This window comes from Nocardioides sp. Z22_16, from assembly GCF_058134365.1.
Window position 1 is genome coordinate 409,210 of the sequence record NZ_JBYTTI010000004.1, and the last position, 23,834, is coordinate 433,043.

General features: G+C 71.2%; 27 protein-coding genes and 1 pseudogene. 12 read left to right on the plus strand and 16 right to left on the minus strand.

What is annotated here, in order from left to right:
* The first annotated feature begins 24 nt into the window (after positions 1–24).
* The 3 genes and pseudogenes from cobT (at position 25) to AC3X7R_RS14105 (ending at position 2,790) form a co-directional block, all read left to right on the plus strand.
* Positions 25–1,059 (plus strand): nicotinate-nucleotide--dimethylbenzimidazole phosphoribosyltransferase, encoded by a 1,035-nt coding sequence (gene cobT, locus AC3X7R_RS14095; protein WP_489966292.1) that lies wholly within the window; start codon positions 25–27, stop codon positions 1,057–1,059.
* A complete protein-coding gene (locus AC3X7R_RS14100; RefSeq protein WP_489966293.1) occupies positions 1,052–1,807 on the plus strand; it encodes an adenosylcobinamide-GDP ribazoletransferase in 756 nt (251 codons plus the stop codon). The genes cobT and AC3X7R_RS14100 overlap by 8 nt, the downstream gene beginning before the upstream one ends.
* Positions 1,808–1,853: 46 nt before the next feature.
* Positions 1,854–2,790, plus strand: a pseudogene (locus tag AC3X7R_RS14105) (IS5 family transposase).
* Here AC3X7R_RS14105 and AC3X7R_RS14110 read toward each other — a convergent pair.
* Positions 2,787–3,161 (minus strand): hypothetical protein, encoded by a 375-nt coding sequence (locus AC3X7R_RS14110; RefSeq protein WP_489966294.1) that lies wholly within the window; start codon positions 3,159–3,161, stop codon positions 2,787–2,789. The pseudogene AC3X7R_RS14105 and the gene AC3X7R_RS14110 overlap by 4 nt on opposite strands.
* Before the next feature lie 741 nt (positions 3,162–3,902).
* On the opposite strand from AC3X7R_RS14110, the gene AC3X7R_RS14115 reads away from it, so the two are divergent.
* The 3 genes from AC3X7R_RS14115 to AC3X7R_RS14125 are packed head-to-tail and all read left to right on the plus strand — an operon-like array spanning position 3,903 to position 6,630.
* Complete coding sequence (locus tag AC3X7R_RS14115) at positions 3,903–4,868, plus strand: peptidoglycan-binding protein (protein WP_489966295.1); 966 nt, start codon at positions 3,903–3,905, stop codon at positions 4,866–4,868.
* Positions 4,865–5,506, plus strand: coding sequence for an ABC transporter ATP-binding protein (locus AC3X7R_RS14120; RefSeq protein ID WP_489966296.1), 642 nt, complete (start codon positions 4,865–4,867; stop codon positions 5,504–5,506). Before AC3X7R_RS14115 ends, AC3X7R_RS14120 begins: the two co-directional genes overlap by 4 nt.
* Entirely contained in the window at positions 5,503–6,630 is a 1,128-nt protein-coding gene (locus tag AC3X7R_RS14125; protein WP_489966297.1) for an FtsX-like permease family protein, read from the plus strand. Before AC3X7R_RS14120 ends, AC3X7R_RS14125 begins: the two co-directional genes overlap by 4 nt.
* A 58-nt stretch (positions 6,631–6,688) precedes the next feature.
* On the opposite strand, the gene AC3X7R_RS14130 is transcribed toward AC3X7R_RS14125, so the two are convergent.
* From AC3X7R_RS14130 to AC3X7R_RS14140, 3 genes are read right to left on the minus strand one after another with little or no spacing between them, the layout of a single operon-like run.
* A complete protein-coding gene (locus AC3X7R_RS14130; protein ID WP_489966298.1) occupies positions 6,689–7,243 on the minus strand; it encodes a bifunctional adenosylcobinamide kinase/adenosylcobinamide-phosphate guanylyltransferase in 555 nt (184 codons plus the stop codon).
* The gene (locus tag AC3X7R_RS14135; RefSeq protein ID WP_489966299.1) at positions 7,240–8,337 is read right to left on the minus strand and encodes a potassium channel family protein; all 1,098 of its coding nucleotides are present in this window, start codon (positions 8,335–8,337) and stop codon (positions 7,240–7,242) included. Before AC3X7R_RS14135 ends, AC3X7R_RS14130 begins: the two co-directional genes overlap by 4 nt.
* A gap of 4 nt (positions 8,338–8,341) precedes the next feature.
* Positions 8,342–9,298, minus strand: coding sequence for a YihY/virulence factor BrkB family protein (locus AC3X7R_RS14140; protein ID WP_489966300.1), 957 nt, complete (start codon positions 9,296–9,298; stop codon positions 8,342–8,344).
* A 136-nt stretch (positions 9,299–9,434) separates the two neighbouring features.
* On the opposite strand from AC3X7R_RS14140, the gene AC3X7R_RS14145 reads away from it, so the two are divergent.
* The gene (locus AC3X7R_RS14145) at positions 9,435–9,785 is read left to right on the plus strand and encodes a hypothetical protein (protein WP_489966301.1); all 351 of its coding nucleotides are present in this window, start codon (positions 9,435–9,437) and stop codon (positions 9,783–9,785) included.
* Between the two features lie 33 nt (positions 9,786–9,818).
* Here AC3X7R_RS14145 and AC3X7R_RS14150 read toward each other — a convergent pair whose 3' ends face one another.
* Entirely contained in the window at positions 9,819–11,264 is a 1,446-nt protein-coding gene (locus AC3X7R_RS14150) for a glycine hydroxymethyltransferase (RefSeq protein ID WP_489966302.1), read from the minus strand.
* Positions 11,265–11,622: 358 nt separating this feature from the next.
* Between AC3X7R_RS14150 and AC3X7R_RS14155 the strand changes: the two genes are divergently transcribed.
* From AC3X7R_RS14155 to AC3X7R_RS14170, 4 genes are all read left to right on the plus strand, one after another.
* Positions 11,623–13,329 carry a nitrite/sulfite reductase gene (locus AC3X7R_RS14155; RefSeq protein ID WP_489966303.1) on the plus strand — a complete coding sequence of 569 codons (1,707 nt, stop codon included), beginning with the start codon at positions 11,623–11,625 and terminating at the stop codon, positions 13,327–13,329.
* Position 13,330: 1 nt separating this feature from the next.
* Positions 13,331–13,486 (plus strand): hypothetical protein, encoded by a 156-nt coding sequence (locus AC3X7R_RS14160; RefSeq protein ID WP_489966304.1) that lies wholly within the window; start codon positions 13,331–13,333, stop codon positions 13,484–13,486.
* Positions 13,483–14,226 carry a phosphoadenylyl-sulfate reductase gene (locus AC3X7R_RS14165; protein ID WP_489966305.1) on the plus strand — a complete coding sequence of 248 codons (744 nt, stop codon included), beginning with the start codon at positions 13,483–13,485 and terminating at the stop codon, positions 14,224–14,226. Before AC3X7R_RS14160 ends, AC3X7R_RS14165 begins: the two co-directional genes overlap by 4 nt.
* Before the next feature lie 70 nt (positions 14,227–14,296).
* Complete coding sequence (locus tag AC3X7R_RS14170) at positions 14,297–15,040, plus strand: sirohydrochlorin chelatase (protein ID WP_489966306.1); 744 nt, start codon at positions 14,297–14,299, stop codon at positions 15,038–15,040.
* Positions 15,041–15,085: 45 nt separating this feature from the next.
* On the opposite strand, the gene AC3X7R_RS14175 is transcribed toward AC3X7R_RS14170, so the two are convergent.
* The 8 genes from AC3X7R_RS14175 to AC3X7R_RS14210 form a co-directional block, all read right to left on the minus strand.
* Positions 15,086–15,466, minus strand: a complete 381-nt coding sequence (locus AC3X7R_RS14175; RefSeq protein WP_489966307.1) for a DUF3037 domain-containing protein — start codon at positions 15,464–15,466, stop codon at positions 15,086–15,088.
* Positions 15,463–16,227: a HipA family kinase gene (locus tag AC3X7R_RS14180; protein ID WP_489966308.1), complete on the minus strand. Its 765-nt coding sequence runs from the start codon at positions 16,225–16,227 to the stop codon at positions 15,463–15,465. Before AC3X7R_RS14180 ends, AC3X7R_RS14175 begins: the two co-directional genes overlap by 4 nt.
* Positions 16,224–17,087, minus strand: a complete 864-nt coding sequence (locus AC3X7R_RS14185) for a PPK2 family polyphosphate kinase (RefSeq protein ID WP_489966309.1) — start codon at positions 17,085–17,087, stop codon at positions 16,224–16,226. The genes AC3X7R_RS14180 and AC3X7R_RS14185 overlap by 4 nt, the downstream gene beginning before the upstream one ends.
* A 9-nt stretch (positions 17,088–17,096) precedes the next feature.
* Positions 17,097–17,675: a regulatory protein RecX gene (locus AC3X7R_RS14190; protein ID WP_489966310.1), complete on the minus strand. Its 579-nt coding sequence runs from the start codon at positions 17,673–17,675 to the stop codon at positions 17,097–17,099.
* Between the two features lies 1 nt (position 17,676).
* The gene (recA, locus tag AC3X7R_RS14195; protein WP_489966311.1) at positions 17,677–18,729 is read right to left on the minus strand and encodes a recombinase RecA; all 1,053 of its coding nucleotides are present in this window, start codon (positions 18,727–18,729) and stop codon (positions 17,677–17,679) included.
* A 155-nt stretch (positions 18,730–18,884) separates the two neighbouring features.
* The gene (locus AC3X7R_RS14200; protein ID WP_489966312.1) at positions 18,885–20,171 is read right to left on the minus strand and encodes an MFS transporter; all 1,287 of its coding nucleotides are present in this window, start codon (positions 20,169–20,171) and stop codon (positions 18,885–18,887) included.
* A gap of 5 nt (positions 20,172–20,176) precedes the next feature.
* Complete coding sequence (locus AC3X7R_RS14205; protein WP_489966313.1) at positions 20,177–20,368, minus strand: DUF3046 domain-containing protein; 192 nt, start codon at positions 20,366–20,368, stop codon at positions 20,177–20,179.
* Complete coding sequence (locus tag AC3X7R_RS14210) at positions 20,365–20,664, minus strand: hypothetical protein (RefSeq protein ID WP_489966314.1); 300 nt, start codon at positions 20,662–20,664, stop codon at positions 20,365–20,367. The genes AC3X7R_RS14205 and AC3X7R_RS14210 overlap by 4 nt, the downstream gene beginning before the upstream one ends.
* A gap of 38 nt (positions 20,665–20,702) precedes the next feature.
* Here AC3X7R_RS14210 and AC3X7R_RS14215 point away from each other — a divergent pair, with 38 nt between their 5' ends.
* On the plus strand, positions 20,703–21,212 hold the full coding sequence (locus tag AC3X7R_RS14215) for a GNAT family N-acetyltransferase (RefSeq protein WP_489966315.1): 510 nt from the start codon (positions 20,703–20,705) through the stop codon (positions 21,210–21,212).
* Positions 21,213–21,222: 10 nt separating this feature from the next.
* Here AC3X7R_RS14215 and AC3X7R_RS14220 read toward each other — a convergent pair whose 3' ends face one another.
* The 3 genes from AC3X7R_RS14220 to AC3X7R_RS14230 are packed head-to-tail and all read right to left on the minus strand — an operon-like array spanning position 21,223 to position 23,763.
* Positions 21,223–22,038, minus strand: a complete 816-nt coding sequence (locus AC3X7R_RS14220; protein ID WP_489966316.1) for an ABC transporter permease — start codon at positions 22,036–22,038, stop codon at positions 21,223–21,225.
* Between the two features lies 1 nt (position 22,039).
* Entirely contained in the window at positions 22,040–22,837 is a 798-nt protein-coding gene (locus AC3X7R_RS14225) for an ABC transporter permease (protein ID WP_489966317.1), read from the minus strand.
* On the minus strand, positions 22,837–23,763 hold the full coding sequence (locus AC3X7R_RS14230) for an ABC transporter ATP-binding protein (protein ID WP_489966318.1): 927 nt from the start codon (positions 23,761–23,763) through the stop codon (positions 22,837–22,839). The genes AC3X7R_RS14225 and AC3X7R_RS14230 overlap by 1 nt, the downstream gene beginning before the upstream one ends.
* Between the last annotated feature and the right edge of the window lie 71 nt (positions 23,764–23,834).

A 23,834-nucleotide genomic window follows, 5' to 3' on the forward strand; every position in this document is an offset into this window, starting at 1 on the left:
GGCACAAGGACCTACTCTTGGCCGGTGCCTCCCCTCCCCTCCCCCGATCCCTCCGTCCGCCAGCAGGCGGCCGACCGCCTGGCCGCGTTGGCCACACCGCCCGGCGCGCTGGGACGCCTCGGCGACCTCGGCTGCTGGTTCTCCGCCACCCAGGGGCAGGTGCCGCCCCCGGCGCTGGAGACCGTCCGCCTGGTGATCTTCGCCGGTGACCACGGTGTCGCCCACCACGGCGTCTCGGCGTTCCCGCCCGACATCACCGCGGCCATGGTCCGCACCTTCCTCGCGGGCCGAGCCGGGGTGAGCGCGCTGGGACGCGCCCACGGCGTCGGCATCCGGGTGCTCGACGTCGCGGTCGACGACGACCTCGACGGCGTGCCCACCGAGGTGACGGCGCGCAAGATCCGCCGCGGCAGCGGTGCGATCCACCTCGAGGACGCCCTCTCCTCCTACGAGACCCAGCGCGCGCTCGCGCTCGGCCGGGCCGTCGCCATGGAGGAGGTCGGCGCCGGCGCGCAGCTCCTGCTCAGCGGCGACATGGGCATCGGCAACACCACCCCCGCCGCCGCCATGGTCGCGGCCGTCCTCGGGCTCCCGGCCTCGGAGGTCACCGGACGCGGCACCGGGATCGACGACGCCGCCCTGATCCGCAAGACGCAGGTGGTCCAGCAGGCGCTCGACCGGGCCGGCCAGCGCGTCGAGGACCCCGTGGAGCTCCTGACCGCGCTGGGCAGCGCGGACCTCGCGGCGACCACCGGCTACCTGGTCACCGCCGCGGAGCTCGGGATCCCGGTGCTGCTCGACGGGCTGATGTCGGTGGCCTGCGCGCTCGTCGCCGACCAGATGGCGCCCGGTGCCGCAGCCTGGTTCCAGGCCGGCCACCGTTCCACCGAGCCCGCGCAGCAGCTCGCCCTGGACAAGATGGGGCTCGACCCGCTGCTCGACCTGGGCATGCGCCTGGGTGAGGGCAGCGGCGCCGTGGCCGCGGTGCCGGTGCTGCGCAGCGCGGTGGCCCTGCTCCGCGACGTGGCGCTGCTCGCCGACCTCGCCCCTGATGCGTGACGGTTGGCTACTCGCGGTCGGCACGCTGACCGCTCTGCCCGTCCCCGCACCGCGGACGGTGGATCACGCGACCGCCCGCACCGCGGTGCTCGTCGCGCCGCTGGCGGTGCTGCCGCTGGCCGCTGCGGTCGGTGCCGTCGCCGGGGTCGGCCACCTGGCGGGGTCCCCCAGCACCGTGGTGGCGCTGCTCGTCGTCGCCACCCTCGCCCTCGGCACCCGGGTCCTGCACTGGGACGGGCTCTCCGACACCGTCGACGGCTTCACCGCCTCCTACGAGCGCGAGCGGGCGCTGGCCGTGATGCGATCCGGCACATCCGGCCCCGCGGGCGTCGTGGCCACCGTGCTCGTCGCGGGTCTCCAGGTGGCGGCCCTCTCCTCGCTGCTGTCCCAGGGCCGGGGTGCTCTCGTGGCCGCCGTCCTGGTCTGCGCCTCCCGCGGGGCGCTCGCGCTCACCTGCCTGCGCGGCGTCCCGGCTGCGCGGCGGGACGGTCTCGGGAACCCGCTCGCGGGCGTCGTCCCGCCGGTCGGGGCGGTCGCCGTCGGAGGCATGCTGCTGCTCGCCACGACCGCCGCCGTCGCCTGGTCCGGCGCCGACTGGTGGCGCGCCCCGGTGGCACTGGCGCTCGCCGCGACCGTCGTGCTGGTGCTGGTCCGCCGGGCCACCCGGCGCTTCGGTGGCGTCACCGGCGACGTCTACGGCGCCGCGGTCGAGCTGGCGCTCGCCACCCTGCTGGTCGCGGTCGTCTAGGGCGTGTCTCCCTAGTCCGGGCGTGGCGGCCTGATTTGCTGCGGTCATGTCTCGCGAACGGGTCCTGACCGATGCTCAGTGGGAGCAGATCGCGCCGCTGATGCCGTCCTCGGATGGTGTGAAGTCGCGGCCGTTCCGTGAGCATCGGCAGGTGGTCGAGGGCGTGATCTACCGGTTCCGCACCGGCATCGCCTGGCGCGATCTGCCTTCCTCGTTCGGACCCTGGCAGACCGTGTGGAAGCGACACCACCGGTTCTCCACCGATGGCACCTGGGACAAGATCCACGCCCGTCTCCTCGCCGAGGCCGACGCCGCCGGCAAGCTGGACTGGATGGTCAGCGTCGACTCCACGATCAACCGCGCTCATCAACACGCCACCAACACCACCCGGGTCGAGCAACCCACCGGGGACTCCCGAGCAGCACGCCAGGCACGAGCCGCGGCCCGCACAGGGGGCTGAGTCGAGTTACAAGAACCCCTGGATCGAGCCACCCGATCACGCCATCGGTCGCTCTCGTGGGGGCTTGTCGACCAAGATCCACCAGCTCGTCGACGGCCGCGGGCGGCCTCTGGTTATCGCCCTGACCGCGGGCCAGGCCGGTGACTCCACGATGCTCAAGCCGCTCCTGGCCCAGCTCGCCGTCGCCCGACTCGGGTCAGGCCGGCCACGGACCCGACCCGACGCCGTGCTCGCGGACAAGGCCTACTCCTCCCGCGGCACCCGCACCATGCTCCGCGACCGCGGCATCACCGCGGTGATCCCTCAACCCTCCGACCAGATCGCGCACCGCAAGCGGCGTGGCTCTGCGGGCGGACGACCGCCCGCCTTCGACGCCGCGGTCTACAAGGGCCGCAACGTCGTGGAACGGTCCTTCAACGACCACAAGCAATGGCGCGGCATCGCCACCCGCTACGACAAACTCGCCACCGTCTACCGAGGAGCCGTCGTCCTACGCGCCATCACCATCTGGCTGGCAACTTAGGTCAGGGGTTGCGGTTGCGGGCACTCCTGGTTCACTCGCTCCCACTCAGACGGGTCGTCGATGACGTCGCTGACTTCTCCATGTGGCATCCAATTGAGTGCTGTGTCCCAGGACTTCACCCAGGACTCCCGAGACGGGGGCTCACTGATTTCGTAGCCCAGTTCCTCGAGACAGGTCGCGGTGGCGAGGTAATCATCGAAGTGATCCCGCACTTGGGCATCGGTGAGTTCGTCGATCTTGGGGTCACCGACCTTTTGGCCGCACTTCTCCATGTGCGAGTTCCATGCGTCGTACTGCTCCGGTGGCAGGTCGACGGAGTCGAAGTTGCCCTGTTCCTCGTTGACCTTGACCGCGAAGCCGCCGTCCTCCATGCAGCCTGCGTAGGCGTAGAGCCATTCCCTTTGGGTCCCGTCGAAGATAGAGCGGCTCTCTTCTTGGGGCGATGGGGAGGTAGAAGCCGGAGGCGAAGACGGGAGCGCTTCGAGGTCAGCGCCGGTCTGCTCCCCAGTGCACCCAGCGGTGAGAGGAGCGACTGCGATGAGCGTCAGAGCCGCAAGGCGGGCTAGGTGCTGACGGGACTGGAGAGATTTAGCGGTCATCCGCCTACACAGCCGGTGCTGACGTTCTGCAAGCCGACGCTGCCGTATGCCCGCCAAGATCCTCCTCCGGGAACGCTTGCGAATGTCTTGTAGGTGCTCCACCCGGAAGAAGAGCCGAGCAACTGGTTAATCCCGCCAGGAGGCCGCTGCTCGGCGGATCCCTTGTGCTGGGCCTCGACCCAGCCGTAGCCGTTCGTAGGGTTGCAGGATCGATTGCCGGTCGAGGACACCGCATTGGCTGGCACGGCTGCAAGAGCCACTAGCCCTATTGTTGCTCCAGCAACGATGATCTTTCGTCGGTGCATGATTTTCCCCGTTGATGTAGTGGACTATGAGCATGCGTGCGGCGGGGGCGGCCGTCAAGGGTTGAGAACGCGCACGCGCTTGGACGGAGAGGACGGGGCGGGGGTACATGTGGGCCGTGTGAGGACGATCGTGCTCTGGGCGGCCGGGGCCGCAATGGTGGCTGCCCTGGGCTGGGGAGCTGGTCGAGCAACGCTTGCTCCGCCAGCGGTGGATCTACCCGATGCCGAGGCGGTGACGTACACGGTTGACAAGGGCAGGGTGGAGCGAGGTTTCGACTTCGGCGCCACCGCCGAGTGGCAGGTGGTGAGGAGGGCGACCAACGCCGCTAGCGGAACCGTCACGGGCGTCCTCGTCAGGCCGGGGAGCAGCGTGCGGAGCGGGGACGTCCTCTATCGCGTCGACGAGCGGCCGGTGTTCGTGGCTTCAGGTGCTGTGCCGCAGTACCGGGACTTGTCCGCGGGGGACGTGGGGCAGGATGTCCGTCAGCTTCAGCAACTGCTTTCCGATCGTGGGTACCTCAGTTCGACTCCATCGGGGACGTTCGGCACGGCCACTGAGTCGGCGGTGCGAGCGTGGCAACGATCCAGTGGGGTCCGCGAGACGGGTGTGGTCCCGCGAGGCGATCTCCTCTTCGTTGATCGGCTGCCTTCCCGCGTGAGACTGGCGGAATCGATCACCGTGGGTGCGCAGGTTTCCCCTGGCACCGAGGCAGTGCACGTGCTCGCCGCCTCCCCGCGCTTCACCATGACCCTGTCAGATGAACAGCTGGACTCCGTGCCGCCGAACGCGCGGGTGCGCGTCAGCACCGGCGGTCAAACGTGGAAGGCCCAGGTTGCCTCGCTCCAAGCCGGTGAGCCCGGTGAAACCACCCTGGTGCTACGAGGCGCCCGAGGAGGCGAGGTGTGCGGTGCCCGGTGTGATCGGTACGTCGGCACCGACGGACCGCAGCGGTTGCGCGCGACCGTGGTGGTCGTGCCCCGCACGTCCGGTCCGATGGTTCCCGCGGCGGCGATCCAGTCCGACGTGAGCGGTGGGCTCTTCGTGACCGACACCTCCGGGGAACAGCGACCCGTGGAGGTGCTGGCCGCGGACGGCGGTCAGGCAATCGTGGATGGCGTGGAGATCGGTACAGAGATCCTGCTGTTCGGCCAGGCCGAGGCGCAGGGCGGATGATCCGCGTCGAGGAGCTGAGCTTCGCCTACCGCGCCGGAGGCGATCGGGTGTTCGAGGGGCTGACGCACTCGTTTCCGTCCGGAGCGATCACGGCGGTGACCGGGCCCTCCGGCGGGGGGAAGTCGACGTTGCTCTACCTCATCGCGTTGATGCTGCGTGCCCGGGAGGGTGCGGTCTTTTACGGCGATCGGGAAGTGACCTCTCTGTCTGACGCTGCCCGCACCCAGGTCCGGAGCGCGAGTGTGGGATTCGTGTTCCAGGACGCGATGCTCGATCTGTCCCGGTCGGTGCTGGACAACGTGCTTGAAGGAGCCCTGTACGCCGGCATCACCCGCACGGACGCCGCCGCACGGGCCTACGGGCTCCTTGAGCGTCTGGAGGTCAGTCATCGCGCCGATCACCGGCCCGGCGAGATCTCCGGAGGCCAGGCGCAGCGCGTCGCGGTCTGCCGGGCCCTGGTCAAGCAGCCGCCCGTCATCATCGGGGACGAGCCGACCGGCAACCTCGACGCGGACACCACCGTCGTCGTCTGGCAGGCCTTCATCGACGCTGCTGCGGAGGGCGCGACCGTCATCGTCGCCACGCACGATGATGCGCTCGCGGAACGCGCCGACGCACGACTGACGGTCGGCGCATGAGGGGAGCCGACGTGCCGCCTGGCCGGCCAGGCACCCGCGCGCTGCTCGGGGAGGGGTGGCAGATCTTCCGTGCCCAACCCCTGGTCTCGGTCGTCACCGCATTCATCACAGCCGCGGTCTGCCTCTCGGTCTTCGTCACCGCCGGCCGTGCCGCCGCTGCCGAGGCCGCCGTGGTCAGTCAAGTCGACGGAGCCGGCGCCCGCACGATCCGGTTCTCTGATCCGTCCGGGGAGGCGGGTCTGACCGCCATGGGTGTGCAGCACGTTGCCGAGCTTCCCGGCGTCGACTGGATGCTGGCCATCGGGGACACCGTCGACGTGCGCAACAGCGCCATGCCACAGGTCGGCCGACCCGTTCCCAGCGCAGCGCTCTTCAGCGAGCTTCCACCCTCGGTCCGGCTCACCGCGGGCCGCGCGCCTCGCCTCGAGGAGGCGATCGCGGGCACCGAGGCCATGATCGCCCTCGGTCTGGCCGATCGGACCGGCGGTGTGCGCGGCCCACTTTTCGACGGCCCCGTCGTCGGCACCTTCGACGCGGCTTCCCCGGTGACAGAGCTCCAGCAGAGCGTCCTGATCCGCACCGTCCCAAGCGACGACCGCCTGATGCGAGAGGTCTACGTCGTTGCTGAGACCGTCGCTGACGTACGCACCCTCGAACGGGCGATCCCCACCATGCTCCACATGACCGACCCCAGCCAGCTGCGCATCGACTCTCCCGCGGTGCTCGTCGACCTCCAGGAGGTGCTCCGCGGCGAGCTCGGCGACAGTGGCCGACAGCTCATGCTCCTTGCCTTGGCCAGCGGCCTGGTCCTCATCGCGGTCAGCCTCTACGGCGCGACCGCAGCGCGCAAACGCGACTTCGGCCGCCGCCGCGCGCTCGGAGCGACCCGGTCCGCTCTAGTCGTACTGGTGCTGCTCCCTACCGGGCTCGGCGCCCTCGCAGGCGTCACGCTGGGCACCGGGTTCGGGGTGGCCATGGTGAACGCCACCCAAGGCACCGTCCCAGGAATCCCGTTCATCCTCGGGGTCCCCACCCTGACGCTGCTCACCGCCCTCCTGGCCGCAGTCCCGCCTGCAACCATCGCCGCAGCACAAGACCCGGTACGCATCCTCCGAGTGCCATAGCCTCGGATCCACCGATCAGCTAGGTGGATCCGGGCTTAGGAGACACGCCCTAGCCGCCTCAGAGCACCAGCACCCGGCCGGCGACCACCAGGTGCACCTGGTCGCAGACCTCCGCCATCCGCTGGTTCACCGTGCCCAGCAGGTCGCGGAAGACCCGCCCCGAGCGGTGCGCGGGCACCACCCCGAGGCCGACCTCGTTGGTCACCACCACGACCCTCCCCGGGTGGTCGCGGACGGCGGTGAGCACGGGGCCCAGGGAGTCGGTCACCAGCGTGCGCAGGACCTCGTCCGGCTCCTCCCACGCCCCTGCGGCGTCGACGACGGCGGTGAGCCAGGTGCCGAGACAGTCCAGGAGGACCGTGGCCGTGCCCGCCGCGGAGAACGCCGCCGGCACGTCGTGCCCCTCCACCGTGCGCCACCCCTCCGGACGCCTGGCCCGGTGGGCCTCGACCCGGGCCAGCCAGTCCGCGTCGTCGGCGTCAGGCAGGGGTCCGGGCGCCACGTAGAGGACCGGCTCGTGCGCCGAGGCGAGGCGCTCCGCGTGGGTCGACTTCCCCGAGCGCACCCCGCCGGTGACCAGCACGGTGCGCCAGGAGGATTCCTGGACGCTCACGCCCGGTCGAGCGCGGAGTCCGCGGTGTCCTCGCCGTGGGTGCCGGGGCGCGGCGCCCACGGCAGCTCCCGGGCCGGCCGGACCACCACGAGCCTGTCCCCGCGTGCCAGCTGCGTGACCACGGGGTCGAAGTAGCGGTAGACCTTCTCGTCGCGGACCACCGCGATGACCTGGTCGGGCAGGCGCTGCGGCTGCTGACCGACCTCGTTGACCAGCAGGTCGCGCTCCGCCACCTCCAGCCCCTCCCCGTAGGTCAGCAGATCCTCCATCACCGAGCCCAGCAGCGGGGAGAGCGAGGAGAGGCCGAGCAGCCGTCCCACCGCCTCCGAGGAGGTGATCACCGAGTCCGCGCCGGACTGCCGCATCAGCGGCACGTTCTCCTGCTCGCGCACCGCCACCACGATGAACGCGTCCGGGTTGAGCTGGCGCACCGTCAGGGTGGCCAGCACGTTGGAGGCGTCCTTGTCGGTGGTGATGATCACCTGGCGCGCCTCGTGCACGTCCGCCTGCCGGAGCACCTGGCGGCGGGTGGCGTCGCCGGTCACCACGGCCAGCCCGTCTTCGTGGGCGTCGGCCAGCGCCAACGGACTGGGGTCGACGACGACCACCGACCCCTTGTCGAGGCCGTTGCTCAGCAGGGTGTGCACCGCGCTGCGTCCCTTGGTGCCGTAGCCGATGACGACGACGTGATCTCCCATGTTCTTCCTCCACCGGGCGACCCGGAACATCTCGCGGCCCTGGGAGGCGAGCACCTCCAGGGTGGTGCCGATCAGCAGCACCAGGAAGGCGATGCGCGCCGGGGTGACGACCAGGGCGTTGATCAGTCTCGCCTGGTCCGTCACCGGGGCGATGTCGCCGTACCCGGTCGTGCTCAGCGTCACGGTGGTGTAGTAGATCGCGTCGAGCAGGCCGACCTTGCCGTCGTGGGAGTCCCGGTAGCCGTCCCGGTCCAGGTAGACGAGGAGGACGGTGCCGACCAGCACCGCCAGGGCGGCCAGGATCCGGCGACCGAGCTCCCACCACGGGGAGCGTTCCGGGTCCGGCAGCGCGACCCTGCTCGCTGCGGGACCGGGCTGCGCCGACGGTTGGCTCACCGGGTCAGTCTTTCACGCCCATGCGCACCCGAAGTCGCTGCACGAGCTCGTGGCGTGCCCGGGTCGTGGCGCTCTGCGGAAAGACCGTGTCGAAGGCCGCGTTCACCGCGGCACCGATGAGGACGGCGATGGCCAGCACGTAGAGCCACAGAAGCACCGCGATCGGCGCGGCGAGCGGCCCGAAGATCGACTTGGAGTCCGCTGCGGTCACGGTCAGGATCCAGCGCAGCGCCCAGGAGCCGACGATCCAGCTCACCAGTGAGAACGTCGCGCCCGGCAGGTTGAAGCTCCAATTCGTCCGCACGGGCACCGACACGTGGTACAGCGTGGCGAGGAAGCAGATGCAGACCAGGATCACGGTCGGCCAGTAGAAGGCCATGAGGAACTGCAGGTCGCCCGGGAGCCACTCCCCCAGCAGCCCGGGGCCCAGGACGATCAGCGGGATCGTGACGGCTCCGGTGAGCAGCGCGAGCAGGTAGAGGCCGAACGACAGCGCGCGGGTGCGGACGATCCCGCGCTCCCCTCCCAACCCGTGCATGATCGTGATGGTGTCCACGAAGACGTTGAGCGCCCGGGAGCCCGACCACAGGGCCAGCACGAAGCCCACCGAGACCACGTCGAAGCGCCCGCCGCGCAGCACCTGGTCGATGGTGGGTGCGATGACCCCGTCGACGGCCCGCTCCGTGAGCGCCTGCGACGCGAGCTCGATGATCGCGCGGCGCACGTCCTCCACCTGCGCCGCCGGGTACTGGTCGGAGACGAAGCCGATCGCACCGGTCAGGGCGAAGACCAGCGGCGGGACGGAGAGGATCGCGAAGAACGCCGCCTCGGCGGCGAGCCCGGTCACCCGGTAGCGCATGCAGGCCCCGAAGGTGGTCACCAGGAGGCGCCACACCACGTCGCGGAGACCCACCCACCAGACCGTGTCCCCCGCCGCCCGGGGCCGTCGAGTGGGAGGCATGGGCCACACCGTAGCGACCCCGTGACCGCGATCCGCGGACCGGCGTGGCGTCGTCTTGGTCGAAAACGCCCCTGTGCGCCCCCGGCCCGCACCTACCCTGTCGGGACATCCGCGTCCCCTGACCAGACAGGTATCCATGGCCACGCAGGGCAGCACCATCTTCACCGTCGGCACGTTGCTCAACCGGGCCCAGGACCAGGGCACCCCGGTACGGGTGCTGGTCGAGGGCGTGTGGCTCGAGGGCACCCCGGTCGCCTCCGACGGTCACGGCGTCATCCTGGACAACCCCGCGGACGGTCAGTACCTGGTGCGGACCAACGCGATCACCGTGGTCCTTTACCTGCGCGAGGCGGAGGAGCCGCAGGAGGCGGAGCACCCCCGCACCCGCGTGGAGCAGGAGAGCGAACAGCCCCCGTCTGCTCCCCGCCCCGGCTACGCCCCCAGCGCTCGTCGAGCCGTCGAGGCCGGAGCCCGCACCGTCGACTGATTCCGACGGTCACGGCCCCGAGCCCGAACGGCCTCAGGCCAGGTCGAGGCCCGGGTAGAGCGGGTGCTTGTCCAGCATCTCCGCGCTGGCGTCGCGCACCCGGTCGGCGACTCCCTCGCCCAGGCTGTACGACGCCTTCGACGGACCGCCCGCCTTGGTGACGCCGGCCTCGGTGTTGCGCAGCACCTCGACGATCAGGTCGGCGACCCGGTCGAACTCGTCGTGGCCGAAGCCGCGGGTGGTCAGGGCGGGCGTCCCGAGCCGCACCCCCGAGGTGTACCAGGCACCGTTGGGGTCGGCGGGGACCGAGTTGCGGTTCGTCACCACGCCGGCGTCGAGCAGGGCCGACTCCGCCTGGCGCCCGGTCAGCCCGAACGAGGTGACGTCGAGCAGCACCAGGTGGTTGTCGGTGCCGCCGGTGACCAGCTGTGCCCCGCGGCTGAGGAACCCGTCCGCCAGGGACTTGGCGTTGTCCGCGACCCGCTGCGCGTAGTCCTGGAACTCGCTGGTCCGCGCCTCGGCCAGGGCCACCGCCTTGGCGGCCATCACGTGGGAGAGCGGGCCGCCCAGCACCATCGGGCAGCCGCGGTCGACGTCGGCGGCGAACTCCTCCTGCGCCAGCACCATCCCGCCCCGCGGGCCGCGCAGCGACTTGTGGGTCGTGGTGGTGGTGACGTGGGCGTAGGGCACCGGGTTCTCCTCGCCGGTGAAGACCTTGCCGGCCACCAGGCCCGCGAAGTGCGCCATGTCGACCATCAGCACGGCGCCGACCTCGTCGGCGATCTCGCGCATCTTGGCGAAGTTCACCCGCCGCGGGTAGGCGCTGTAGCCGGCGACCAGGATCAACGGCTTGAACTCGCGCGCCTTGGCGGCCACCGCGTCGTAGTCCAGGAGCCCGGTCTCCGGGTCGGTCCCGTACTGCTGCTGGTGGAACATCTTGCCGCTGATGTTGGGGCGGAACCCGTGGGTGAGGTGACCGCCGGCGTCCAGGCTCATGCCCAGCAGCCGCTGGTTGCCCAGGTCGTGGCGGAGCGACTCCCAGTCGGCCTCGGTGAGCTCGTTGACGTTCTTGGCGCCGAGCCTGGCCAGCGCCGGGGTCTCGACGCGGTTGGCGAGGATCGCCCAGAAGGCGACCAGGTTGGCGTCGATGCCGGAGTGGGGCTGCACGTAGGCGTAGGGAGCGCCGAATAGCTCGCGGGCGTGCTCGGCAGCCAGCGACTCGACGGTGTCGACGTTCTGGCACCCGGCGTAGAAGCGGTGGCCGACGGTGCCCTCGGCGTACTTGTCGCTGAACCAGGTCCCCATGGTGAGCAGCACGGCGGGTGACGCGTAGTTCTCCGAGGCGATGAGCTTGAGCGAACCTCGCTGGTCGGCCAGCTCCTGCCGGGTCGCGGCCGCGACCCGCGGCTCCACCGAGGCGATGACCTCGAGCGCGGCGGCGTAGGCGGTACTGGTGGTCTCGGAGAGGGAGTCGCTCATGAGCCCTAGCCTAGTGAGCCGCGTCGCCCCGCACCGCGGTGACGCCCCCGGCGGGCGCGGCCAGCGCCCCGAGCAGTGTGACCTCCGCCTCACCCACGGGTGGGGGAGGCGGTGACCCCGGGTCACCCGTCCGCATTTTGAGACTTCTGTCCGCATGGCGGACAGGATGCTTGTGGAGTCCGTGTCCGACCACTGAGACTCCTTGACATGATCAGCCGCGCCACCCACACCTACCTCGTGGTCCGTCGCCACGTGGACTACGGGCGCACCCGCAGCATGATCTGTTGGCCCCGCTGACACAGCCACCCATCCGCGCTCGACGATGCGCGCGGGCCCTCAGCGAACAAGGACCACCACGATGACTGCCACGCCTGCCCCCGCCCGCACCGCCCGCCCCCGCCCCAAGCGCGGCGAGGGCCAGTGGGCCCTCGGCTACTCCGAGCCGCTCAACAAGAACGAGCAGTCCAAGAAGGACGACAACCCGCTCAACGTCCGGGCGCGCATCCTGAACGTCTACTCCAAGCGCGGCTTCGACTCCATCGACCCCGCTGACCTCCGTGGCCGCTTCCGGTGGATGGGGCTCTACACCCAGCGCGCCCCGGGCTTCGACGGCGGCAAGACCGCGCAGCTCGAGGAGGAGGAGCTGGACGACCGCTACTTCATGATGCGGGTCCGCACCGACGGCGCCGTGCTCGGCGCCGACGCGCTCCGCGCGCTGGGGAGCGTCTCGGAGGAGTTCGCCCGCGGTACCGCCGACATCACCGACCGCAACAACATCCAGTACCACTGGATCGAGGTCGAGAGCGTGCCGGCGATCTGGGAGCGGCTCGAAGGAGCCGGCCTGACGACCATCGAAGCCTGCGGCGACTCGCCCCGCCCCTTCCTCGGCTCGCCCGTCGCCGGGATCGCCAAGGACGAGATCATCGACGGCAGCTGGGCGCTGGAGGAGATCAAGCGCCGGGCCCTCAACAACCCGGAGTTCTCCAACCTCCCCCGCAAGTTCAAGACCGCGCTGACCGGGCACCCGAGCCACGACGTGGCGCCGGAGGTCAACGACATCTCGTTCGTCGGCTCGGTCCACCCCGAGCACGGTCCCGGCTTCGACGTGTGGGTCGGCGGCGGCCTCTCCACCAACCCGATGCTCGCCCAGAAGCTGGGTGTCTGGGTGCCGCTGGCCGAGGTGCCCGACGTGTGGGAGGCCGTCTGCGGCATCTTCCGCGACTACGGCTACCGCCGCCTGCGCTCCAAGGCGCGGCTGAAGTTCCTGGTCGCCGACTGGGGCATCGAGAAGTTCCGCCAGGTGCTGGAGAACGAGTACCTCGGCCGCGCGCTCCTCGACCACGACTCGCCCACCTCCCCCCTGGCCCAAGGCGACCACATCGGCGTGCACGAGCAGCAGGACGGCAAGTTCTTCGTGGGCGCCGCCCCCGTGGTGGGCCGCATCAACGGCCGCGTCCTGCTCGACCTGGCCGACCTCGTCGACAAGTACGGCGCCCGCGGCGCCCGGCTCACCGCCTACCAGAAGCTCGTGGTGCTGGGCGTCGAGGGCGACGACACCGCCGCCTTCGTCGCCGACCTGCGCCGCATCGGGCTGGACGCGACCCCGTCCAACTGGCGTCGCAACACCATGGCCTGCACGGGCATCGAGTTCTGCAAGCTGGCGATCGTCGACACCAAGGACCGGGCCCGCGCCCTGGTCGCCGAGCTGGAGAGGCGGTTCCCGGAGCTCGACGTGCCGATCACCGTCAACGTCAACGGCTGCCCCAACGCCTGCGCCCGCACCCAGGTGGCCGACATCGGCCTCAAGGGCCAGCTGGTCCTCGACGCCGACGGCAACCAGGTGGAGGGCTTCCAGGTCCACCTGGGGGGCGCCCTGGGGCTCGGCGCCAACTTCGGCCGCAAGCTGCGGGCGCACAAGGTCACCAGCGCCGAGCTCGACGACTACATCACCCACGTCGTCTCCGCCTTCCTCGCCGAGCGCGGGGCGGACGAGTCGTTCGCCTCCTGGGTCACCCGCGCCGACGAGGCCCACCTCCGCGGCGAGCGCGCATTGGAGGCGGTCTGAGGTGAGCGAGCGCGCGGTGCCCTACCACTGCCCCTACTGCGGGGAGGAGAACCTCTTCCCCCAAGAGGCCCACGGGGCCTGGGAGTGCCGCGCCTGCCTGCGCGCCTTCACCGTCAAGATGCTCGGCATGATCAGACCCGGAGGAGGTGCCCGATGAGTCTCTCCACCCAGGCTGCCCGCGAGTTCCGCGGTACCCACACGGCCGACCGCTCCCCCGAGGAGCTGCGCGAGCTGGTCTCCCACGTGGGCGCCGAGCTCGAGCTGGCCCCGGCCGAGCACATCATCGAGTGGGCCGTCGCCACCTTCGGCGACCGGTTCTGCCTCACCAGCTCGATGGGCGACGCCGTGCTGGCCCACCTGGCCGGCCGGGTGGCCCCCGGCATCGACGTCGTCTTCCTCGACACCGGCTACCACTTCGCCGAGACGATCGGCACGCGGGACGCCGTCGAGGCGACCCTGCCGGTCAACCTGCTCACCATCACCCCGGTGCAGAGCGTGGCGGAGCAGGACGCCGAGCACGGCCCCGACCTGTTCCGCACCGACCCCGACCTGTGCTGTGCCCTGCGCAAGGTCAAGCCCCTCGCCGACGCGCTCGCCGGCTACGACGCGTGGGCCACCGGGCTGCGGCGCGCCGAGACCCACAACCGGGTGATCGCGCCGGTCGTCGGGTGGGACGCCCGCAAGGGGAAGGTGAAGGTCTCCCCCCTGGCCCGCTGGTCGGACGAGCAGGTCGACCGCTACATCATCGAGAACGGCGTCCTGGTCAACCCCCTGGTCTACGACGGCTACCCGAGCATCGGCTGCTGGCCGTGCACCCGGCGGGTCGCGCCGGGGGACGACCCGCGCAGCGGCCGCTGGGCCGGCACCAACAAGACCGAGTGCGGGATCCACTCATGAAGACCTCAACCCTCGCCAAGATCGACAACGTCGTCGATGCACACCTCACCCGAGATGGGAGGCCATGCTGATGGCTGCTCCTGCATTGGTTGCACTCGCCCACGGAAGCCGTGACCCCAGGTCCGCGGCGACGATCAAGGCCCTGGTCGACGAGGCACGGCGCATGCGCCCGGACCTGCGGATCGAGCAGGCGTTCCTCGAGCTGTCCCGGCCGTCCTTCCAGACGACCGTCGACCGGCTCGTCAAGGCGGGCCACGACGAGGTCGTGGTGGTGCCGCTCCTGCTCACCGAGGCCTACCACGCCAAGGTGGACGTGCCGGCGGCCGTCGCCGAGGCCATGGAGCGCCACCCGGGCCTGAAGGTGCGCGCCACCGCGGTGCTCGGACTCGAGGCAGCGTTCCTGGACGTCCTCGACCTCCGGATGCGCGAGGCCCTGAAGGAGGCCCGGGTCCGCGAGCTCGATGCCCTGGTCCTGGCGGCCGCGGGGTCCTCGGACCAGCTCGCCAACCAGTCCGTGGCCCGGCTCGCACGCGTCTGGGGCAGCCGCCACAAGCTCCCGGTCACGGCCGCGTTCGCCTCGGCCGCACCGCCGGCGACGGGTGAGGCGGTCCGGGCCTTCCGCGGCCAGGGCAAGCGGCACATCGCGGTCGCCTCGCTCTTCCTGGCACCGGGATTCCTCCCGGACCGGGCGGCGGAGCTCGCGCTGGAAGCCGGAGCCGTCGCGGTCTCGGCGCCGCTCGGGGCTCACCCCGAGGTCGCCCGCACCATCCTGGCCCGGTACGCCGTCGGCGCGGTGGAGCTCGTTCCGGTCTGAGGACCCGCGCCTACCCCGGTCGGGTGACCTGCTCGTGGCGAGCGGTCACCCGACCAGGCTGGCCAGCAGGTGCTGGAGCTCGGCGGCGGGGTCGCCGGTGACTCCGCCGTGCACCGGTCCCGGCTGCAGCACCGTCGACCTCGGCGCCTTCAGGAAGCCGAAGCGCGTCCCGCGGGGCTTGGCCCCTGCCGCGCCGGCGCGTGAGTCCCCCGCGCAGACGCCCTCGACGAAGGCCAGCGCGGCGCAGACCTGGTCGACGTCCAGCGCCGGGTCCAGGACGTGCAGCCGTTCCGGCGTGGCGCGCCAGGCCACGTCGAGGAACTCGGCGCCCTGGCAGTGCAGCACCACGCCGACGTTGAGGAACTCCTCACGCTCGGGGCGGGGGACGCACCGCAGCACCACGTACTCATAGGGCAGCCGCGTCATCGCGCCACCACGCCCGGCAGCCAGCTCCGGCTCTCGAGCCGGGCGGAGAGGAAGTCCACGTAGGCGGCCCGGAGCCGGGCCGGAGTGGCGTCGGGCACCGACTGCAGCCACTCCTCGGGGACCAGCTCCACCACCTCGGCGAAGAGCTCAGGCGAGAGGAGGGAGCGCGCGTGGTCGTCGGCCGCCTGGATTCCACCCAGGAACCCCTCGAGCACGTGGTCGCTGACGTCCCAGGGCTGCCGGGCGAACCGCTGCGGATCGGTGACCCCACCGCTCCACGCGTGGTGGAAGTAGAGCGAGGCGCCGTGGTCGATCACCCAGACGTCGCCGTGCCAGACGAGCAGGTTGGGGTTGCGCCAGCTGCGGTCCACGTTGGCCGTGAACGCGTCCAGCCACAGGATCCGGGCCGCCGTCGCCGGGTCGATGGCCTGCTCGGCGTCGAAGCCGAACGCGCCAGGCAGGAAGTCCACCCCGAGGTTGAGCCCCACGCTGGCCACCAGCAGGTCCTGGACCTCCTCGTCGGCCTCGTAGCGAGCGATCTCCGGGCTCAGCTCCAGGCCGACCAGGCGCGGGGTCAGCAGCCCGAGACGCCGGGCCAGCTCCCCGACCACGACCTCGGCCACGAGGACCCGGACGCCCTGGCCGGCACCGAGGAACTTGCACACGTAGATGCCGAGGTCCTCGGCCTCCACCAGGCCCGGCAGGCTGCCGCCCTCACGCAGCGGGGTGACGTAGCGACTGACCCGGACCCTCGGGATCACCGCTCCCCCATGGCCGCGAGCCGCGTCTTCTCCGCCTCGACGTCGAAGTCGGCCTCCGGCCACCCCAGCTCCAGACCGCGCAGCGCCTCCAGGAGGAGCTGGGCGACCACGAGGTTGCGGTACCACTTGCGGTCCGACGGGATCACGTGCCACGGGGCGCCCTCGGTGCTCGTGCGCGCCAGGGCGGTCTCGTAGGCGTCCCGGTAGGACGGCCAGAGGGCACGCTCGTCCAGGTCGCCGGGCTCGTACTTCCAGTGCTTCTCGGGGTTGTCCAGCCGCGCCTGGAGACGGACCCGCTGCTCGGCCTCCGAGACGTGGAGCATGCACTTGAGCACGGTCACCCCGCTGCCGGCGAGCTCGGCCTCGAAGTCGTTGATGGCCGCGTAGCGCCGCTCGATCTCCTCGGGCGTGGCCCAGTCGCGGACCTTCACGATCAGGACGTCCTCGTAGTGACTGCGGTCGAAGACGCCGATGTGCCCCGGGGTGGGCACGGCCTTGCGGATCCGCCAGAGGAAGTCGTGCGCCTTCTCCTCGTCGGTCGGTGACTTGAAGCTGGTGATCTGGAGCCCCTGCGGGTCGACCAGGCCGAGCGCCTTGCGGATGACTCCGCCCTTCCCACTGGTGTCCATGCCCTGCAGGACCAGCAGGACGCGGCGCTGGGAGCCGGTCGTCCGGTTGGCCCAGAGGCGCTCCTGGAGGTCGGCGAGCTCGTCCCCCAGCCCGGTCAGGGCGGCCTTCCCGGCGGCCTTGTCGCCGTCGAAGCCGGGCGTGGACCGGGCGGAGGCCTCGTCGAGAGTCGGCCGCCCGGGGGCCATCCGCAGCTGGGCGGTGTCCACGGGGAGCGGAGGAAGGTCAGGCATGGTGGCAGACTAGTCGGTCTCCCCCGCGGCCCCGAGCTCCTCGCGGACGACCGCGAACGCCAGGCCGCTGCCGTAGCCCTTGCGGGCCAACAGGCCCACGAGCCGCCGGGTGGCGGTGTCACGATCGAGCTGCCGCATGCTCCGCAGCTTCTTGCGGACCAACGACCGCGCGGCCTCCTCCTCGTCGTCCGGGTCGATCTCGGCCACCGCCTCGCGGACGACGTCGTCCTCGATCCCCTTGCGGCGCAGCTCCTGGGCGAGAGCCCGTCCGGCCAGTCCCTTGCCCGGCTGCCGGCTGGCGATCCAGGCCCGCGCGAACGCCTCGTCGTCGATCAGGCCGACCTCCTCGAACCGGTCGAGCAGCCTGGTGGCGATCTCGGACGGCACGTTCTTGGCGGCGAGCTTGTCGGCGAGCTCCTTGCGGCTGCGCGCCCGGCCGGTCAGCTGGTCGAGCAGGATCTTCCGGCCCACCGCCTCGTGATCGGCCGGGGGGCCGGCCTGGACGGGGTCCTCGGGAAGGTCCCCGGTCCAGGCCGCGACCCCGTGGTGGACGTCGCCGCGCCACGACGGGTCGGTGGAACCGGCCACGTCAGAAGTCACTGACCCCGATGGGCTCGTCGGTGAGGTCGTCGGCCGGCGCGTCGACCTGCGGACCCACCCCCAGCTTCTCCAGGATCCGCTTCTCGAGCTCGTTGGCCAGGTCGGGGTTGTCCCGCAGGAACGAACGGGCGTTCTCCTTGCCCTGGCCCAGCTGGTCGCCCTCGTAGGTGTACCAGGCACCGGCCTTGCGGACGAGACCTGCCTCGACGCCCACGTCGATCAGGCCGCCCTCACGGCTGATGCCCTTGCCGTACATGATGTCGAACTCGGCCTGCTTGAACGGCGGCGCGACCTTGTTCTTGACGACCTTCACGCGGGTCCGGTTCCCGACCATCTCCTGGCCGTCCTTGAGCGTCTCGATACGACGCACGTCGAGACGGACCGAGGAGTAGAACTTCAGGGCCCGACCACCGGTCGTGGTCTCGGGGGACCCGAACATCACGCCGATCTTCTCGCGAAGCTGGTTGATGAAGATCGCGGTGGTCCCGGAGTTGTTGAGCGCCCCGGTCATCTTGCGCAGCGCCTGGCTCATCAGGCGCGCCTGCAGACCGACGTGGCTGTCTCCCATCTCCCCCTCGATCTCGGCCCGGGGCACCAGGGCCGCGACGGAGTCGATCACGATCAGGTCGAGGGCGCCCGACCGGACCAGCATGTCGGCGATCTCGAGCGCCTGCTCACCGGAGTCCGGCTGCGAGACGAGGAGCGCGTCGGTGTCGACGCCCAGGGCCTTCGCGTAGTCAGGGTCCAGCGCGTGCTCGGCGTCGATGAACGCCACGATGCCGCCGCCCGCCTGGGCGTTGGCCACGGCGTGCAGGGCGACGGTCGTCTTTCCGGACGACTCCGGGCCGTAGATCTCCACGACCCTGCCACGGGGCAGGCCGCCCAGGCCGAGGGCCACGTCGAGGGCGATGGCGCCGGTCGGGATCACCTCCAGCGGAGCGCGGGTCTCGTCGCCCAGTCGCATGACCGAGCCCTTGCCGAACGACTTCTCGATATTGGCGAGAGCAGCGTCCAACGCCTTCTCGCGGTCTCCACCAGCCATGTGTGTGCCCCATTCGTCTCGTCGGTTGCCAGGTACGTCTTCGACGCTAGAGCGAGCCACCGACAGGACCTGATCAGCCCGGCCTTCGCTGTGGACGACCTCGCTCCGCGTCGTACCTGTGGAGACAGCGTAGCCCGAACAGGTGTTCGATCACCTCAGGCGGCCGTGGCGTGTCGGGGCACCCGGAGCGCGGCCGCCGCCACGGCGAGCGCCAGCACCGCCGAGCACCCGGCCAGCACCGGGTAGCCCCAGGCACCGACCACCAGGCCCGCGAGCGCGCTGGCACACGCCGCGGTGAGGCTCATGGTCATGTCGGCGACCCCCTGCACGTCCGCCCGCACGGCCAGCGGCGCATGGTCGGCCACCAGGGTGGAGGCGGCGATCGTGACGCACGACCATCCCAGACCCAGGAGGAAGAGCCCGGCGAAGATCTGCCACGAGCTGCCCTCGGGCGCCAGGGCGCACAGCACCAGCGACACGAGCAGGACCACCGCCCCGGCACCCATCACCTGTCCCCTGCCCCAGCGGTCGGCCGCCGTCCCCACCAGCGGGGAGAAGGCAAACATGCCGAGCACGTGCACGGAGATGACGAAGCCGATGAGCTCCAGCCCCGCCTCGCCGTGCTCCATGTGCAGGGGCGTCATCACCATCACCGCCACCATGGTCGCGTGGGCGCCGGAGAGACCGACGATGGCGACGCCGAGCACCGGTCGCTCCCGCACGGCCGCCACCACGCGGCCCCAGGAGGTGGGGGTGCGGGCGTCCGCACCGGTGGCCGGCTCGGGCGCCGGCCCGGCCTCCTCCCTCGCCAGCTCCCGGGCCAGCAGCAGCGGGTCGGGGCGCAGCAGCACGACGGCGACCAGGGCGGCGGCCGTCATCGCGACCGCACCCAGCACGAAGGGGCCGGCGAGCCGCGGTATCTCCAGCGCCGCGGCGACCGAGGAGGCCGGACCGGTGAGGTTGGGGCCGGCGACCGCTCCCAGGGTCGTGGCCCACACCACCACCGAGAGGGCCCGGGCGCGGTGCTCCGCGGGCGCCAGGTCGGTGGCGGCGTACCGGGCGGCGTTGTTGGCGGCCGTGGCAGCGCCGAGGAGGACCATGCCCCCGAGCAGGACGAGCATGCTTCCCGTGACGCCCGCCAGCACCGCCAGCACGGCGCCCCCACCGGCGACGAGGTAGCCGGTCACCAGACCCACCCGGCGCCCGGCGCGCGACATCAGCCCGGCCAGCAGCCAGGCGGCCGCCGCCGCCCCCAGGACCTGGAAGGTCTGGGCGAGCCCGGCCAGTGCCTCCGAGCCGGAGAGGTCCCGCGCCAGCAGGGACGCGGTGGCGATGCCGATCGTCATGCCGAGTGCCCCGACCGCCTGGACGAGGACCAGGGTGAGGACCGTGCGCCGCTGCACGTGGGCGGTGCTCGACGCCGCTCCCGGGGCCGCGGGCATGCCGGTCACTTGAGCGACTCCGGGAGGTCCAGGGTCTCCCAGACGACGGCCCAGACCCGCTTGGGCGGGATCCCGGACTCCAACGCCTCGCGGACGGTGCGCGAGCCGAGCTCGGGCATCACGAAGAGCTCGGCCCAGGAGCGCGCCTCGGCGCCCTTCACCTCCTCCAGCCGGGTCCAGAACTCGGTGTACCTCACAGCGGCCTGCCGAGGTCGTGGAGGTGGTACTGGCCGAGGGTGAGCACCGTGAACCGGCTGCCGTTGCTGCGGATCCCGGTGCGCCCCTCCAGCTCAGGCGTCACGGTGGCGTAGCGCCCGGCCACCGCCGCCGCGTCCTGGAGCACGTCGCCGAAGGCGAGAGCGCTGCGCCGCAGCAGCCCGGGCAGGTCCGGCAGGGTCAGGCGCGCGGCCTCCACGCCGCACTCCGGACAGGGGCGCTCGAGCACCCAGGTCCAGTCCTTGGTGTCGGGGACGAGCTCGCTCGGGTCGGGCACCCGCACATTGAACCAGCCGTACCTGGAAGAATGCGGCCATGCCTTCCTTCGCCACCCGGTCCGCCACCGAGGAAGACCTGGCGGTGATCTCCGACATCTACAGCGACGCGGTGGAGCACTCCACGGCGACCTTCGACCTGGAGCCCCCCGACCTCGACTACTGGCGGGCTCGTCTCGACGGCCAGCACCCCGGCGACCACCTCCTGGTCGCGGTGGACGAGTCGGACCGGGCGGTCGGGTATGCCTACTCGTGGTCCTTCCGGCCGCGTCCCGCCTACGACAGGACCCGTGAGACCTCGATCTACCTGGACGGCAGCGTCCGGGGGCTCGGGGTCGGGCGGCTCCTCTACCCGGCACTGCTCGAGACCATGGCCGTCTCGGGGGTGCACTCCGCCGTGGCGCTGGTCGCGCTGCCCAACGCCGCCAGCGAGGCACTCCACGTGGCAGCGGGGTTCGAGAAGGTCGGGCAGATGAGGGAGATCGGCTTCAAGTTCGACCAGTGGATCGACATCGCCTGGTACCAGAAGATGCTGGTCACGCTGCCCTGACGACGACGCGTCAGGTGAGCAGCAGCGCGGCGAGTCGGCGACGCACGACGACGAGGCCGAGCAGGCCCATGGCCAGCAGGTAGACCACGCTCACGGCCGAGGCTGCCGACAGGTGTCCGGTGGTCAGCTCCCGGCACAGGACCACACCGCGGTAGAGCGGCGTGACCTCGACCAGCCACCGCAGCACCCCGTCGCCGTAGGTGCTGATCGGGAAGAAGGTCGCCGAGAAGAGGAAGAGCGGCAGCTGGGCGAGGGTGATCTTGTCGAAGTCCTGGAACGACTTCATGTAGGTGGTCAGTGCCATGCAGACCGCCGAGAAGGCGAAGGCGATGAGGATCGCCGCCGGCAGGGCCAGCACGGCCCACCACGACTCCACCAAGCCCATCGCCACCATCACCAGCAGGAAGGCGGCCGAGTAGACGGAGCCGCGGATCAGCCCCCAGGCGATCTCGCCGCGGGCGACGTCGCCGGGCGTCAGCGGCGTCGCGAGCATCTGGTCGTAGAGGCGGTCGTACTTGAGCTTGAAGAACACGTTGTAGGTGGAGTCCATCAGGGCGCCGTTGAACGCCGAGGCGGCCAGCATGCCGGGGGCCACGAAGGCGGCGTAGGAGATCTCCTGGCCCCCCAGCTCGAACCCGCTGACCAGGGCACCGACCCCGATCCCGATCGAGAAGAGGTAGAAGACCGGCTCGAGGAAGCCGGTCAGGAAGAGCTTCCAGGCCGAGCGGTAGGTGATGTAGTTGCGCAGCACCACGACGCCGGCCGCCTGGGCCGGACCCCACGCGCGCTGCTCGGGGCCCCGGGCGCTCGGGTCGGTGATCGCCATCTCAGACCTCCAGCCGCTTCTCGAGCCCGGTGACGGCCCACCGCCAGCCCAGGACGCTGAGGACGCTCAGCACCAGCACGTGGACGACCGCGAGAGGCCAGTCGACCACGTCGAGGGAGAACATCCGCGACAGGCTCACCCCGTGCCACAGCGGGGTGAGACGGGCGACCCACTCCAGCACCGGACCCAGGTTGGCGATCGGGAAGAAGGCGCCCGAGAAGAGGGTCAGCGGAATCACCCCCAGTCGGTGCACCAGGCCGAACCCCTGCTCGTCGCGCAGCCGCACGCTGAACGCCATCACCCCGCAGGCGAACGCCGTGCCCACGAGCACCTGGCCGCACCAGGCGAGCACCGGCCCCCACCAGGACTCGAAGACGCCGAAGGGCGCCAGCACCAGCATGAAGACGGCGCACGCCGACGCGACCCTTGCCACGACGAAGGCGAGGTGGGCGTTGACGATGTCACGCACCGACAGCGGTGTGGCCAGCTGGGCCCAGTAGGTCTTGTGCCACTTGATCCCGCCCATCACCGGGTAGGTGGTCTCCCCCACCGCGACCTGCATGGCGTGAGCCGCCACGAGCCCGGGCACCACGAAGGCCAGGTAGGAGGTGGCACCCTCGAGCTCGCTGGGGTCGGCCTCGATGAAGCCGCCGAGCAGCACTCCCATGGCGACCACGTAGAAGAGCGGGGCCACGAAGCTGGAGATGACGCCGCCGCGCCAGGTCCGCTTGTAGACCGTCCACCAGTAGTCGAGCTGACGCGCGAGCCCCTCGAGCGGGGTGAGCCGGGAGGTCGTCATCACTCCGCCAGGGACCGGCCGGTGAGCGCCAGGAAGACGTCCTCCAGGGTGGAGCGGCGGACCAGGACCGCCACGGGCTCGAGGCCCCGCTCGTGCACCTTGGCGATCACCTCCTCGCCGTCGTCGGAGTAGACCAGGAGCCGGTCGGGCAGGACCTCGAGCCTGCTGCCCAGGTCGGCCACCCGCTCGGCGGCACGCTCGTTCTCGCCGACGCCGAACCTCAGCTCGGCCACCTCGCGGGTGGAGTGCGCGCGGATCAGCTCCAGCGGACTCCCCTCCGCGACCACCAGGCCCTTGTCCATCACCACCAGACGGTCGCAGAGCTGCTCGGCCTCGTCCATGTAGTGCGTGGTCAGCACCAGGGTGACGCCCGCGTGCTTGAGCCGGAAGAGCTGGTCCCACAGGACGTGGCGGGCCTGCGGGTCCAGGCCGGTGGTGGGCTCGTCGAGGAGCAGCAGCTCCGGAGAGCTGACGAGGCTCCGCGCGATGGTCAGCCGCCGCTTCATCCCGCCGGAGAGGTCCTCGACCCGTGCCTTGCGCTTCTCGGTCAGCTGGACGAACTCCAGCAGCTGCTCGGCACGCTCCCGCACCTCGGCCCGCGGGATCCCGAAGTAGCGGCCGTAGATGTAGAGGTTGTCGAAGACGTTGAGCTCGTTGTCGAGGGTGTCCTCCTGGGGGCAGACGCCGAGGCGGGCGCGGATGGCCGGGCCGTCGACCGCGGGGTCGAGCCCGAGGATCCGCAGCTCACCGCCACTGATCGGGCTCACCGCCGCGATCATCCGCATGGTGCTGGACTTCCCCGCGCCGTTGGGCCCGAGGAAGCCGAAGGCCTCTCCGCGCCCGACCTCGACGTCGATGCCGCGCACCGCCTCGAAGTCGCCGAACGACTTGCGCAGGCCTCGGGCGGAGATCATCGACTCGGTCACCGGGCAGAGACTACAAACCACCGCCGACAACGCGACACGGGCGGTGCCCGCAGCCTCGGCGCCCCTGCGCC

Bases quoted from the DNA above. Each gene is read 5' to 3' on its own strand.
- AC3X7R_RS14175 (WP_489966307.1), bottom strand. From the start codon at position 15,466: ATGACGCGGCTGCCCTATGAGTACGTGGTGCTGCGGTGCGTCCCCCGC.
- AC3X7R_RS14155 (WP_489966303.1), top strand. From the start codon at position 11,623: ATGACTGCCACGCCTGCCCCCGCCCGCACCGCCCGCCCCCGCCCCAAG.
- recA (WP_489966311.1), bottom strand. From the start codon at position 18,729: ATGGCTGGTGGAGACCGCGAGAAGGCGTTGGACGCTGCTCTCGCCAAT.
- AC3X7R_RS14165 (WP_489966305.1), top strand. From the start codon at position 13,483: ATGAGTCTCTCCACCCAGGCTGCCCGCGAGTTCCGCGGTACCCACACG.
- AC3X7R_RS14100 (WP_489966293.1), top strand. From the start codon at position 1,052: ATGCGTGACGGTTGGCTACTCGCGGTCGGCACGCTGACCGCTCTGCCC.
- AC3X7R_RS14215 (WP_489966315.1), top strand. From the start codon at position 20,703: ATGCCTTCCTTCGCCACCCGGTCCGCCACCGAGGAAGACCTGGCGGTG.
- AC3X7R_RS14145 (WP_489966301.1), top strand. From the start codon at position 9,435: ATGGCCACGCAGGGCAGCACCATCTTCACCGTCGGCACGTTGCTCAAC.
- AC3X7R_RS14170 (WP_489966306.1), top strand. From the start codon at position 14,297: ATGGCTGCTCCTGCATTGGTTGCACTCGCCCACGGAAGCCGTGACCCC.
- AC3X7R_RS14125 (WP_489966297.1), top strand. From the start codon at position 5,503: ATGAGGGGAGCCGACGTGCCGCCTGGCCGGCCAGGCACCCGCGCGCTG.
- AC3X7R_RS14140 (WP_489966300.1), bottom strand. From the start codon at position 9,298: ATGCCTCCCACTCGACGGCCCCGGGCGGCGGGGGACACGGTCTGGTGG.
- AC3X7R_RS14185 (WP_489966309.1), bottom strand. From the start codon at position 17,087: ATGCCTGACCTTCCTCCGCTCCCCGTGGACACCGCCCAGCTGCGGATG.
- AC3X7R_RS14110 (WP_489966294.1), bottom strand. From the start codon at position 3,161: ATGGAGGACGGCGGCTTCGCGGTCAAGGTCAACGAGGAACAGGGCAAC.
- AC3X7R_RS14200 (WP_489966312.1), bottom strand. From the start codon at position 20,171: ATGCCCGCGGCCCCGGGAGCGGCGTCGAGCACCGCCCACGTGCAGCGG.
- AC3X7R_RS14225 (WP_489966317.1), bottom strand. From the start codon at position 22,837: ATGACGACCTCCCGGCTCACCCCGCTCGAGGGGCTCGCGCGTCAGCTC.
- AC3X7R_RS14120 (WP_489966296.1), top strand. From the start codon at position 4,865: ATGATCCGCGTCGAGGAGCTGAGCTTCGCCTACCGCGCCGGAGGCGAT.
- AC3X7R_RS14220 (WP_489966316.1), bottom strand. From the start codon at position 22,038: ATGGCGATCACCGACCCGAGCGCCCGGGGCCCCGAGCAGCGCGCGTGG.
- AC3X7R_RS14150 (WP_489966302.1), bottom strand. From the start codon at position 11,264: ATGAGCGACTCCCTCTCCGAGACCACCAGTACCGCCTACGCCGCCGCG.